This is a genomic window from Saccharophagus sp. K07 (assembly GCF_014336955.1).
GTDB lineage: Bacteria > Pseudomonadota > Gammaproteobacteria > Pseudomonadales > Cellvibrionaceae > UBA5868.
In genome coordinates this window covers 1263933-1276125 of record NZ_QRAI01000001.1, presented here as the reverse complement: position 1 = coordinate 1276125, position 12193 = coordinate 1263933, and the positions used below count along the sequence as shown (strand labels likewise).

At 51.1% G+C, this 12193-nt stretch carries 12 protein-coding genes; 5 read left to right on the top strand and 7 right to left on the bottom strand.

Annotation, left to right across the window (positions count from 1 at the left end; all coding sequences use genetic code 11):
- Nucleotides 1-55 precede the first annotated feature (55 nt).
- On the bottom strand, nt 56-712 hold the full coding sequence (locus DWB84_RS05515) for a TetR/AcrR family transcriptional regulator (RefSeq protein WP_187408716.1): 657 nt from the start codon (nt 710-712) through the stop codon (nt 56-58).
- 377 nt (nt 713-1089) lie between these two features.
- On the opposite strand from DWB84_RS05515, the gene lexA reads away from it, so the two are divergent.
- On the top strand, nt 1090-1692 hold the full coding sequence (lexA, locus tag DWB84_RS05510) for a transcriptional repressor LexA (RefSeq protein WP_187408715.1): 603 nt from the start codon (nt 1090-1092) through the stop codon (nt 1690-1692).
- 2 nt (nt 1693-1694) lie between these two features.
- Complete coding sequence (locus DWB84_RS05505; protein WP_187408714.1) at nt 1695-2117, top strand: cell division inhibitor SulA; 423 nt, start codon at nt 1695-1697, stop codon at nt 2115-2117.
- 13 nt (nt 2118-2130) lie between these two features.
- Here the strand turns inward: DWB84_RS05505 and DWB84_RS05500 are convergent, their stop codons facing one another.
- The 3 genes from DWB84_RS05500 to topA are packed head-to-tail and all read right to left on the bottom strand — an operon-like array spanning nt 2131 to nt 5630.
- Nucleotides 2131-2394, bottom strand: a complete 264-nt coding sequence (locus DWB84_RS05500; protein WP_187408713.1) for a hypothetical protein — start codon at nt 2392-2394, stop codon at nt 2131-2133.
- Nucleotides 2395-2448: 54 nt separating this feature from the next.
- Entirely contained in the window at nt 2449-2961 is a 513-nt protein-coding gene (locus DWB84_RS05495; RefSeq protein WP_187408712.1) for a hypothetical protein, read from the bottom strand.
- A 14-nt stretch (nt 2962-2975) separates the two neighbouring features.
- Nucleotides 2976-5630, bottom strand: a complete 2655-nt coding sequence (topA, locus tag DWB84_RS05490) for a type I DNA topoisomerase (RefSeq protein WP_187408711.1) — start codon at nt 5628-5630, stop codon at nt 2976-2978.
- Between the two features lie 365 nt (nt 5631-5995).
- Between topA and DWB84_RS05485 the strand changes: the two genes are divergently transcribed.
- Nucleotides 5996-6787 carry a hypothetical protein gene (locus DWB84_RS05485; protein ID WP_187408710.1) on the top strand — a complete coding sequence of 264 codons (792 nt, stop codon included), beginning with the start codon at nt 5996-5998 and terminating at the stop codon, nt 6785-6787.
- Here the strand turns inward: DWB84_RS05485 and DWB84_RS05480 are convergent.
- Complete coding sequence (locus DWB84_RS05480; protein ID WP_187408709.1) at nt 6720-7253, bottom strand: hypothetical protein; 534 nt, start codon at nt 7251-7253, stop codon at nt 6720-6722. The genes DWB84_RS05485 and DWB84_RS05480 overlap by 68 nt on opposite strands.
- A gap of 120 nt (nt 7254-7373) precedes the next feature.
- Between DWB84_RS05480 and DWB84_RS05475 the strand changes: the two genes are divergently transcribed.
- Nucleotides 7374-7805, top strand: coding sequence for a universal stress protein (locus DWB84_RS05475; RefSeq protein ID WP_187408708.1), 432 nt, complete (start codon nt 7374-7376; stop codon nt 7803-7805).
- Here the strand turns inward: DWB84_RS05475 and DWB84_RS05470 are convergent.
- A complete protein-coding gene (locus tag DWB84_RS05470) occupies nt 7802-9703 on the bottom strand; it encodes an ATP-binding cassette domain-containing protein (protein ID WP_187408707.1) in 1902 nt (633 codons plus the stop codon). The genes DWB84_RS05475 and DWB84_RS05470 overlap by 4 nt on opposite strands.
- A 247-nt stretch (nt 9704-9950) precedes the next feature.
- Here DWB84_RS05470 and DWB84_RS05465 point away from each other — a divergent pair, with 247 nt between their 5' ends.
- Nucleotides 9951-11885, top strand: coding sequence for a transglycosylase SLT domain-containing protein (locus tag DWB84_RS05465; RefSeq protein WP_187408706.1), 1935 nt, complete (start codon nt 9951-9953; stop codon nt 11883-11885).
- 19 nt (nt 11886-11904) lie between these two features.
- On the opposite strand, the gene DWB84_RS05460 is transcribed toward DWB84_RS05465, so the two are convergent.
- Entirely contained in the window at nt 11905-12153 is a 249-nt protein-coding gene (locus DWB84_RS05460) for a glutaredoxin family protein (RefSeq protein WP_187408705.1), read from the bottom strand.
- Nucleotides 12154-12193: the final 40 nt, after the last annotated feature.

The following is a 12193-nucleotide window of genomic DNA, read 5'->3' as shown; positions in this document are numbered from 1 at the left end:
CCACTTTTAAAATTGACCATTCTATCTGATCACTTGGCGTAGGTGTGCCAGCTCATCAAGCTATTGTTTTTTCACTTGTTGGACTGTTTAACAAGCCTGTCAATGCATCAACCAAATAAACCAACGCTTGTCTCATATCGGTTTCTTCCTGGTGATCCTCTCGCAGGATCGCTTGAATGGATTCAAAACTTCCCAGAGTAAAAATGGACGCACCCAAAATAAAGTTAAGCCTCCAGTAAAAGACTATGGGATCTAGACCTGGCTGAGTTCGCTTCAGCCACCCGATATAGCGGTTATAGGTTGAACCATAAGTGTGCGAAAGATATGTGCGCAGATGCTGCTGCGACTGTGTATAGGCAAGCCCCAGCAAGCGCATAAAACGCTGTGGCTTTTCATTAATTGAGTGGACGGACTCGGTTAAGGAGTCGATCAATATCCGTAGCAGCCGCTCCGCGCCAGGCACCTGCCCCGGACTTAGAGAACTCTCCATGTCATTTAAACGACGTTCCAACTCTCGGCAAAAAGGGGAAAGAAACTGACTAAAAACAGCCTGTATCAGCGACTTTTTTGTGCCGAAATGATAGTTAACGGCTGCAAGATTCACATCGGCCATTCCGGTGATGGTGCGCAACGACGTTTCTGCGAACCCCCGTTCGGCGAACAAAATCGTAGCTGCACGCAAAATTCTTTCTACCGTATCTCCGTTAGCCATGAGAGTGCCCTTTTCAAACCATGAAGTTCGGGAAAATACGCGCGCACTCGCAAATTTGTCAAGAAAACCCCTTATAAAACACTGGATATTGTCGAGCCAATGCTCTTGGCGTCGTGAGATTGCACTCTTATTTTCACCCTCCTTAAAACTTTCAAAAATATTGATTACATAATCACCCCTACAAAGGGATCTCAAATGTATTAACAAGTTAGATTTTGTTTACTTTCGTACACCTTCTTCATTCGGGGCGGAAACCCTCCCCAGTCCATGCCCCTCCTTTCCCTACCCTACCCCGCAAATCATGTCACTTGCCATCGGTCCACCACTGTATATAATTACAGCACCTGTACATATCAACAGCCCTTTCCGGAGGCAGCATGAGCGATCTCACCCAGAGACAGCGCCAAGTATTTGAACTCATCAAGGATCAGATTGAAGAGACTGGATTCCCCCCGACCAGAGCCGAAATTGCTCAGATCCTCGGTTTCAAATCGGCCAATGCTGCAGAAGAGCACATCAAGGCGCTGGCAAGAAAAGGCGTGATTCAAATCGTCGAAGGCGCCTCAAGAGGCATACGGCTACCCGATCACGCTCGCGGCATACCGCTGGTTGGCAGGGTCGCAGCAGGTCATCCCATTCTGGCCGAGGAAAATATCGAAGAGTACTGCCCCATCCCAGAGAATTTTTTCCGCATGAGAGCCGACTATCTCCTGCGCGTGAAAGGCATGAGCATGAAGGGCGCGGGCATTCTCGACGGAGATTTGCTCGCCGTGCACAGAACCACCCAAGTACACAATAACGACATAGTGGTGGCGCGTATCGAAGACGAAGTAACGGTCAAACGTTTTCGCCGCGAGCGCAACCGCTCTGTTATTGAACTTTGGCCGGAGAACCCGGAATTTGATGTCATTAAAGTTGATTTGCGAGATACAACTTTTGCTATTGAAGGCTTGAGCGTCGGTATTATCCGAAGGAGCTAATCATGTCATCCATCAGAGCCATTGCCCGAAACAGTAATGCCACCAGTAAAGCACCAACTGGCGGTATTACTGAGATCATCCTGCCAGATGATCAGCACGCTTCAGTTTATTTGCCGTCTCTTGCTTTTCTGAGTCAAACCAAAGATAGCCGCTGGTTGACTTGGGTCGTTACAGAAAAGGTCGATAAAGAAAGTTTACGGCTCTATGGATTTGATCTTTATCGAACCCGATTCGTCTATCCGGACTCAAGCGCTGACACTTTCTCGATACTGGTCAGAGCGCTGGAAGAAGGTAATAGCCACACTGTGGTAGGGAGTCTTGGCAGACTTACAGAAAGTCAAATCATGCGTTTGGAAACTGCCGCCCACGTGGGGCGTTGTCATGGTTTATTACTGCGAGGACGCAACGGCGAGATAGAGGGGTAGAAGAGTCTAAGGCTTAGTGCAGGAGACTTGAGCTTTCAATAAAACCCTGAGGATCATCCTGCTGCTCCTCTGCCAGGTCCGCAACAGCGTCCAGCCCTGCTTCAATCATGATTTTCGCCACTTCAAAACGCGCTGCTCCAAGATAGGCATCAGATAACTTGGAAAAGTGCACCGTCACAAGAGGCTCTTCATTTTTATCGTCTGATCGTTGCAACGCGATATCTCCATTATCCAGCTCAACAATCTCGTAAAAGGAGGAGTCTTCAAAAATCGGCATATTGACCTTGAAACCGCACGGCGGAATTAGAGGGAAAACAATTGTTAATAAACGTCAAAATTCTTCGCGAGCAAGCCGCTGTCGCTCAACCAGCTCTTTGAACTTGTGGAGTCCATTGCTCAAACCCGCAAGCTCAATCACCGGTAACGGCTGTTGCCGAGATGACGCAATCAATGGCGCAGATGCTGGAGATTCAAGATCTGACTCGAAAATCGCCCCCTTTATAGAGGGAGACGACTCCACCATCCGCAGGCGGTAAAAATAACCCAAGAGTAGATTTAACCAAGAATCTTCATCCTCCGCCAAATCAGCCAACTCTTTCAGATCAGGATTGGATGTGGGCCGCGCGGTTGCCACCAAGTAATCGCGATCGAGCGTCCAGCGCGGTGCAACCACACTCTTCCCGCCGGGCTGCTGCACCTCTATAAGATAGAGGCAAATACTGAGTTCCAACTGCAAACACAGAGAAGTCAGCAGCGCCGTACTTGCCCCGGAAGTTTCTGCCAAGTGAACTAATTCCTGGCAGATTGACAGATGCTGGTCGACTCGGCGCGCTGCTCTAGACATTAGAACTCCACCACTTACGACTTGGCCTTGGCGGTCGATTTTTTGCCACCATCGGATTCCTGCCAGCGCTTACCATCGAAAAACGCTTTCCATCCTGTAGGTTTGCCGTCCACCTCGGCTTGCACATAGTGCTCGCGGGTTTTACGACTAAACCGGATCACCGCAGGGATCCCTTCCGGATCAGCCTGAGGCGCATCCAGTAAATAATGATATTTGGGATCAATTTGATCTCGATAAGGAATCAACTCTCGTACCAAAGGCGCGCGAGTCTCGCGGTTTTTGGGGAACTGGCTGGCCGCCAGGAACAAACCTGATGCGCCGTCGCGCAGGACATAATGGTCGTCCACTTTATCGCAACGGAGGTCAGGCATATCTACGGCATCCATTTTGGGTGGCGCGGCTTCACCGTTGCGCAGCAGCTTGCGAGTATTGGTGCAAGATTCGTTAGTACAGCCGAAATACTTACCAAATCGACCCGTTTTCAGCTGCATTTCGCTGCCGCATTTGTCGCATTCGATTACTGGGCCTTCGTAACCTTTGAGCTTGAAAGCCCCCTGCTCTACTTCATAGCCGGGACAGTCCGGATTATTGCCACAGATATGCAGCTTGCGCGATTCATCTAACAAGTAGCTATCCATAGCTGCATTACACAGTTTGCAGCGGCGCTTGTTACGCAACTGACGGGATTCGGCCTCTTCGTCTTTATCGACATCCACCGCCTCGTCGCCGGGAACCAAATTCTTGGTATTTTTGCAGCGCTCTTTAGGCGGCAGCGCATATCCGGAGCACCCCAGGAAAACACCTGTCGAGCCAATGCGAATTTGCATATGACGCCCGCATTTGTCGCAGACGATGTCGGTTTCTGTGGGTTCATTCCCACGCATGCCGAATTCACTGCCCTGGGCTTTGGTCAATTTATTGGAGAAGTCTGCATAGAAGGTGTCCAGCAATTCATGCCAATCCCGCTTACCTTCCGCTACATCATCTAGCTCTTCTTCCATATTGGCGGTAAAACTGTAATCCATCAGATCGCTAAAACTTTCAACCAAACGATCTGTGACTATGTCTCCCATTTTGTCGGCATAAAAGCGACGGTTCTGAAGGTGGACATAACCGCGCTCCTGAATAGTGGAAATGATGGATGCGTAGGTGGAGGGACGCCCTATACCTCGTTTCTCCAGCTCTCGCACCAAACTCGCTTCACTGTAGCGCGGCGGCGCTTTGGTAAAGTGCTGGGTTGGTACAAGCTGATCGAGAGTGAGAATGTCATTGACCTTCACATCCGGCAGCAGACCTTCATCGTCCTTTTTGGCCACTGGCGGAGCCACTTTCAGGAAACCATCAAAGCGGATAACGCGTCCTTTGGCCCTGAGCTGATAATCCCCTGCCGCCACAGTGACAGTGGTGCTGGTAAATTGCGCCGGGGTCATCTGGCAAGCAACGAATTGCTGCCAAATCAGGTTATACAGGCGCTCCGCGTCCCGATCCATGCCAGACAAATGATTCGGCAGAATCGACACATCTGAGGGGCGAATCGCTTCGTGAGCTTCCTGAGCACCTTCCTTACTGGCGTAGTAGTTTGGCTTCTCAGGCAGATAAGGCTTACCGTAGTTCTCCTCGATATAAGAGCGGCATGACTGTATGGCGTCGGCGCTCAAGTTGGTCGAATCGGTTCGCATGTAGGTGATGTAACCCGCTTCATAGAGCTTCTGGGCCAGCATCATGGTTTTCTTCACGCCGAAACCCAAACGCGTACTGGCAGCCTGCTGTAGCGTTGACGTAATGAAAGGCGCGGAAGGTTTTGATTGGGTAGGTTTGTCTTCCCGGGCGATGACTTTGTATTGCGCGTTCTCCAGCTGCTTAACTGCCTGCTGAGTCTGCTCGCCTGTTTTGGGCGCAAAATCTTCGCCTTTGTATTTAAAGACTTCGTACTTGCTTTGTTCTTTTTTCGCGGTGCTGAGGAGTGCAGCCAAGGTCCAATATTCTTCCGGCACGAAAGCGCGGATTTCAGCCTCTCTCTCACAAATCAATCTGACAGCTACGGACTGTACGCGCCCTGCTGATAAACCGCGGGCTATTTTTTCCCACAAAAGCGGCGAGACCATATAGCCAACGATGCGGTCCAGAAAGCGTCGCGCTTGCTGCGCGTTAACTCGGTTGATGTCCAACCGGCCTGGCTGTTTGAACGCCTGTTGAATCGCAGTTTTGGTGATTTCATTAAAGACTACCCGGCGATAGCGCTCGGGATCACCGCCTATGGATTCGCGAAGGTGCCACGCAATCGCCTCTCCTTCCCTATCCAAGTCGGTCGCGAGAAAGATTTCATCGGCACTCGCGGCGAGCTTTTTCAGCTCCTCAACTACTTTTTCTTTGCCCGGCAGAATTTCGTAATGAGCTTCCCAGTTGTTGTAGGGGTCGACCCCCATACGTTTAATCAACTGGTCGCGGGCTTTGCGACGCCGATATTCTTCCTTTTCCTCCGCCGTCATTTTGCGGGTTTTGGCCGCTTCTGCGGCGCGCGCCTTAGTGTCCACGGGAGCAGCAGAACCACTGGTGGGCAAATCGCGGATATGGCCAACACTCGATTTAACGATGTAGTTGCTACCCAGATACTTGTTAATGGTTTTCGCCTTTGCCGGCGACTCCACGATTACCAGTGACTTCCCCATAGGTGCCTGCTATCGAATTAAATGAAAATCGTGTCCCGGAGATTAGCCTTATGGCCGCCTCCGGACTCCGTTAGGCTCAGAGCCAAGCGAATCAAGGCATTTCCGAGCCGTCTGACACATGAGGTGCGCATATATAAGTCCTGAGGCTTATAAGGTCAAGTAAAGTGCCAATAGCTGTGATCTAAGCCAAGCTCTTAACCTCCCATCTCAGCAGTCGCCCAAGTCCTCTCGCCAGCCAACTTTAACCTATTGATTTCCCTAGCTTTTAAACAGGCATTGTCAAGTTGGAGCTCTGCTATTCTTAAACCATATGACCGGCGCAGCCTGCGGTCCATTCTTTACACTATTTCTCACAACTTGGTGATATGAGCGGCTTTACCGGTGTCCTTGTTCTTCTCTTTCTGATCGCAGCCTCCTTACTGCTCGTAGGATTTGCCGATCATATGCAGACACGCCGTCACGTACTGCAACATAAACTTCAGCAAATGACACTGCGTATTGGCGAACTGGAGGAGATTTGCGCGGGAGTTGAGCCTCTTATCGAATCGATCCTGGTTCCCAGGCTGATTAACGATGAGATACTCGACTTGGCTCAAAGCATCAAACGGCTCGACCCAAACGCAACATCCATCGATATAAAGTTAGAACAAGCAAAGGAGTTAGCAGAAAAGTTTGCTGCAGGCCAACGGTCCCAACCCTTTTACCGAGTCTTGCCAGACGAAGCCGCCATCGCCAAACATAAACAATTTCTCACCGAGGCAGGCCGTATTGTGCGGCGACACCACGCACTTGGACGCATACAGAATGCAGACATGGAATCGAGCATTCGAGAACTCGGATGGTCACACATGATGTTGGATGTCGTATCTCTGGTGGTGTTGGGACATCAGGCGGTCAATCGCAATGATCCCGTGGTGGCCTACGGATATTACAAGCGTGCCCAAAACCTGCTGATGACCTCGCACCTGCAAGATGATCGACGACATCGGCTGGTGCGGGAAATCGACGAAATTCTGGAAGGGAAACGTTTGGCGCTGGACGAGGAGTTAATGCCGGAATCGGCATTTAATCCAACGCAAAAGCCTATCTTCAGTAATCTGAATCCAACAAATCTGGAGTCGGCGAAGCCTCTGGTCGACGAACATAAGGCCAAATAGCGTCGCTTGTGTCGGTTAACCAACCAGCCAACTGCTTTAAGGTTTCTTCAGTCCCCTGCTCCGTCCAATAGCATCTGAGTCCCAGGCCGTTGGCTTCAATTGCCATCACACCTTTTGGCAACTCTGTCAGCTTCTCCTGCAATATGGCGAGAACCGCATCGGCACGAGGCTTATTCCCCTTCCAGGCCCACCATTCATTAAAGTGAATTTCATGTTGATACGATTGTCGTTCCAGCGACCATTCCTGCCCTCCATAGCGCTGCTGCTCATTGCGCGGCCAGGGCTTTTCATACACTGCGATGGATTGTCCGGCGTGATTTTGCAGGCTGACGCGCAGACCAAGGGAACCCGCCTTTGTCCTCAATTGCGCAATGCGTTGCTGTCGAGGACTGGGCTTGATCAATAGAATCGGCCCTACAATCATCGCAAATACGAGAAACAACAATAAAAAGAAGAACCAATTCACCAAGAAACTCCTAACAAAAAGCCCACTATCGGCCTTGGCTTTTGAATTACACTGCTCAATAGGCGCTTACAGCTGCAAAAACGCCTAATCACCCAAAACATCTATAAGGAGGAGTGATTTATGAGCATCTACACCCATCTCCTGGTCGGTCTCGATCTATCGCCCGACTCGTCCCTGCAAGTTGCCCGCAAAGCAGTAGAGTTAGCCAAGTTGTATGGAGCGAAACTCAGCCTCCTGCACGTTATCGAGCCCGTTACTTTTGCCTATGCAGGAGACATTCCCATGGATCTGACGGAAACTCAGCTGGCGATTGAAGAACAAGCGGAAAAACGCCTGACGTCACTAGCAGCTCAACTCGAGCACCCCATTCACAGCAGCAAAGTTGTTATAGGGCAAACGGCGGCTGAATTGCGCGAAACCGCAGCTCAGTTGGGCGCAGATCTTATCGTGGTTGGCAGCCATGGCCGCCACGGCCTCGCCCTGCTTTTGGGTTCAACAGCTTCAGATGTCCTGCATGGAGCCAAATGCGACGTTTTAGCCGTTCGCGTTTAGCCGTCGCGCATGGACTCCAACTCCTCCCAACGCTGGTAAGCCCGGCTTAGTGCCTCATTTTTCTCCGTGAGCTCTGCGGTTTTGCGCGCAATATCCGCAGGGCTTTGCTGGTAAAAGGCGGGATCCGACATCTCCGCTTGCAACCCTTCAACCTCTTGTTCCAGCTTTTCGATCAGCGCAGGCAAGCCATCGAGTTCCATTTGCAGCTTATAGGACAACTTCTTACCGCTTTGGCGTTTCTCCGCTGGTTGCGGTGTTTGTGCAGCGGGCTCTGGGCGGGGACGAGCGTCAACCACCGACTCTGGCTTATACCACACACCACCTTGGCGAACCCAATCCTGATAGCCACCGACATATTCCTTGAGTACGCCTTTACCTTCAAAACCGATGGTACTGGTCACGACATTGTCGAGGAATTCCCGGTCGTGGCTGACCAGAAGAACAGTTCCGGTATAGGAAAGGAGTAAATCCTCCAAAAGATCCAGCGTTTCAGCGTCCAGATCATTGGTCGGCTCGTCCATGATCAAACAGTTTGCTGGTTTGGAAAACAATTTGGCGAGCAGGACCCGGTTGCGTTCCCCTCCGGATAAAGCTCGAATAGGGGTTCGCGCTCTTTCTCCAGTAAAAAGAAAATCCTGCAGATAACCGATCAGATGCTTGTTTTTGCCGTCGATTTCGATGTATTCGCGCCCTTCCGAAATATTGTCCATGGCACTTTTATCGAGATCGAGTTCATCGCGCAGCTGATCAAAATAGGCGATGGACAATTTGCTTCCCAGGCGTATTTCACCCGACGTCGGCTTGAGCACGCCCATCAGAAGCTTGAGAAATGTACTTTTGCCGACGCCGTTGGGGCCTATAAGACCGATTTTGTCGCCGCGCAATACTGAACCTGTGAAATGAGAAATGATGGGCTCAGCGCCCCAGGAAAAACTGACATCGCGAAATTCCGCCACCAGCTTGCCGGATGCCTGATCGCCAGCCACTGACATGCGGGCATTTCCCTGGCGTTCCAAGCGCGCCGCTCGTTCCTGGCGCATTTCTTTCAGCGCTCTTACCCGGCCTTCGTTGCGGGTGCGGCGGGCTTTTATACCTTGGCGTATCCAGGCTTCTTCCTGCGCGAGTTTTTTATCAAATTCGGCATTTCTCTTTTCTTCTTCCGCTAATTTCTGCTCGCGAAATTGCAAAAAGGACGAATAATCGCCGTCCCAAAGAGTCAAACGTCCGCGATCAAGCTCGCCTATACGATTTGCGACCGCTCGCAGAAAAGCTCGGTCGTGAGTAACAAACACTACGGCACCAGCGAAATCCTTAAGCTGATTTTCCAACCACTCAATCGAAACTATGTCCAAGTGGTTGGTTGGCTCGTCCAGTAACAATACATCGGGTTGAGTCACCAATGCTTTGGCCAATGCCACTCGACGCCGCCAGCCACCGGACAGCTCGGACAACATCTTGCTGCCATCGAGTTCCAGGCGCGTCAGCACCTGTTCAATACGATTTTGCACCGACCAGCCATCCACCGCTTCGATGCGCTGCTGAACACGCCCCAACTCCGCCAGACTGGCAGGATCACTCTGCTTGGCCAATTGCGCAAAGCGGGCCAGATCCTGTCCGAGAGCGGCCAGACCACTGGCAACAAAATCGTAAACTGAAGTGGCAGAAAACTCGGGCAAATCCTGCTGTAAACCCGCCACAACACATCCGGGCTCGCGCCAAATGGAACCAACATCGGGATCTACGGATCCTTCTATTGTTTTGAGCAAAGTGGATTTGCCCGCTCCGTTTCGGCCGATGATGCACAGGCGATCACCTTTGCGGATTAACAACGACAAATTGTCGAAAATAACCTGCTCGCCGTGGTGCAGTTGAAGGTTTTCGAGTTTTATCAGATTCACAGCAGCGCACCATATAAATGAAACAGCGCGGCATCTTGCATGAACGACCGGGGAATATTCAACAATATGACGATTTTTTCAGTGGCAAATTCGCCAGAACTCGGCAAGACTTGATGAGTGAGGTTCATTGACTTGAGAGACAAGCTTAAAGTTGTTTGTTAAGTTATTAAGCTTACTCGCCTGTAAATCCTAACCCTTTTGAGTTTCGCTTCGTATGTCAGCTATTACCGTAGCTCGCAGGCTGATCTTGGCCACAAGCCTCGCGGTCGCACTCATTTCACCCATATCGGCGCAACCTCTGCCGAATAAAGGTGATGCAGAACTGGCGAGCCATCGCTATCACTATCAAAAGGCCAAAGCCGCTCTCGCCCAAAAAGATTCCAAGCGATTCAAAGAGCATTTGGGCCAATTGGGTAATTATCCATTGCGCCAATATTTGGAATTTGCCGAATTGCGTGGCCGTCTGAACGATTTGCCCTTGGCGGATATCGATCAATTCCTCGAAAAATATGCGGATTCTTTTCTCGCCGGCCGCTTGCGTACAAACCTGTTGCAGGTTCTTGCGGTGCGAAATAAGTGGGCGGAATACGTCCGCTATTACGATCACGGCACCAATGACTCTTTGGAACTGCACTGCCACTCGCTGACTGCGCGCATCAAAACAGGCGACAAAAGCGCATTGGACGAAGTAGCACCTTTGTGGGATGTCGGTAAATCTCAACCCGACGCTTGTGACCCTGTATTCACGGAATGGCAAAAAGCCGGCCTTTTGTCGCAAGAGCTTGTTTGGAGCCGTTTCAACAAAGCTATGAATCGCGGAGAGGTTCGCTTCGCTCAGTACCTCTCCAATAAGCTCACCACCTTGAAACCCAAAGCGACGCTGTATCTGCAGGTCCACCAAAATCCCAAACTGATCACCCAAAGACAGCGCTTCAAGGATCAGGACCTTCCCACTCAGCACATTATCGCCTACGGCATCAAAAGGCTGTCTCGCGATCTGCCGACGGTTGCCCTGACCAACTGGCAACTGTACGAAGCCCAGCAATTGTTCCCGGATGATCTGATGGAAGACACCAAGCTCACCATCGTGAAGCGCTTGATCCGCACTGGCCATAAAGACAAAGCGCAGGAATTGCTCAGCTATTCGCACACTCTGCGGCAGGAAGAAGTAGTGGATGAACTGCTGCGCGAAGTTCTAGCGGAAGGCGACTGGGCCAAATTTGCTGAAGCTCTGGCTCTACTCGACGAAAAAGGTCGCCAGAACGAGCGTTGGCGTTATTGGGCCGCGCGTGCTCAGGAAGCCCTGGAGCAATCCTTAGCCGGATTCCCTTCCGCTGAGGAGATTTATCAGGAAATCGCCAAAAACCGCAGTTTTTACGGCTTTATGTCAGCCGACAAACTAAAACAAACCTATTCCTTGGTGGATGAATCCAGTTCCACCGATCCGCAATTGTTGCAGGAAGTCGCCGAACAACCAGGCATGCAGCGATCCTATGAATTGTGGTTGATGGGCAATATCCAGGAAGCCCGCGCCGAATGGCTGCACGCTTCCAGAAACATGGATGAAAAACAACTTATAGCCGCCGGACAGCTGGCGCAGGATTGGGGCTGGTATGCCACCGGCATCCAAACCATGATCAATGGCAACCTCTGGAATGAGCTTACCGTGCGCTTTCCTTTGGCCTATCAAGAGGAAGTCACCAAGGTCGCCAAAGATACTCAGCTGGAACCGACGTTCATTTACGCCATCGCCCGCCAAGAGAGTGCCTTTGACGCAAGTGCACGCTCGCGCGTCGGAGCCATGGGCTTGATGCAGATAATGCCCAAAACAGCGCAATTCACCGCGCAAAAATCTGGCATTAAGCATTCAGGGGTCAATGACTTGCTTGAGGTTGAGCACAATGTGCGTCTGGGCGGACACTATTTGAATTATTTGATGGGAGAATTCAACGGCAACCGGATTTTGGCCGCGGCGGCATACAACGCAGGTCCGCACAGGGTAAACCGCTGGCTGAGCCCACAAGGAAAAGAAAAGCCAGTGGACGTCTGGATTGAAACCATTCCGTTTAAAGAAACGCGGCAGTATGTGCAAAACGTCCTGTGCTTCTCTGTGATTTACGGCTACCGTCTGGGCAAACCCACCTCCTTTCTCTCAGAAGCAGAGGCCACTCGATACCTCTAATCCAGTAGCCAAGGACGGCTTAACCTATCTCGCCCAACCAACTCATTACGCTACTCGCATCGAAGGGCCAGCCCAACTCCTTGCCGGATATAGGGTCGCGTAAAACCGGAATGCGGATTCCGTAGCGCTCCATCAAATCGTCGGAGTCGGCGATCTCGATCACCTGCCAATTCAGATCTGGATGGCTTTGCTGAACCTCGTGCAACACATCCTCTGCTTGTTCACACAGATGGCAGCCGAGGGTAGAGAAGAGAAGGATTGAAGGCATATCGCGCGCACCTCGTTAAAGGCGCGCATTTAACCAAGGG

Bases quoted from the DNA above. Each gene is read 5' to 3' on its own strand.
- DWB84_RS05515 (WP_187408716.1), bottom strand. From the start codon at position 712: ATGGCTAACGGAGATACGGTAGAAAGAATTTTGCGTGCAGCTACGATT.
- lexA (WP_187408715.1), top strand. From the start codon at position 1,090: ATGAGCGATCTCACCCAGAGACAGCGCCAAGTATTTGAACTCATCAAG.
- DWB84_RS05505 (WP_187408714.1), top strand. From the start codon at position 1,695: ATGTCATCCATCAGAGCCATTGCCCGAAACAGTAATGCCACCAGTAAA.
- DWB84_RS05500 (WP_187408713.1), bottom strand. From the start codon at position 2,394: ATGCCGATTTTTGAAGACTCCTCCTTTTACGAGATTGTTGAGCTGGAT.
- DWB84_RS05495 (WP_187408712.1), bottom strand. From the start codon at position 2,961: ATGTCTAGAGCAGCGCGCCGAGTCGACCAGCATCTGTCAATCTGCCAG.
- topA (WP_187408711.1), bottom strand. From the start codon at position 5,630: ATGGGGAAGTCACTGGTAATCGTGGAGTCGCCGGCAAAGGCGAAAACC.
- DWB84_RS05485 (WP_187408710.1), top strand. From the start codon at position 5,996: ATGAGCGGCTTTACCGGTGTCCTTGTTCTTCTCTTTCTGATCGCAGCC.
- DWB84_RS05475 (WP_187408708.1), top strand. From the start codon at position 7,374: ATGAGCATCTACACCCATCTCCTGGTCGGTCTCGATCTATCGCCCGAC.
- DWB84_RS05460 (WP_187408705.1), bottom strand. From the start codon at position 12,153: ATGCCTTCAATCCTTCTCTTCTCTACCCTCGGCTGCCATCTGTGTGAA.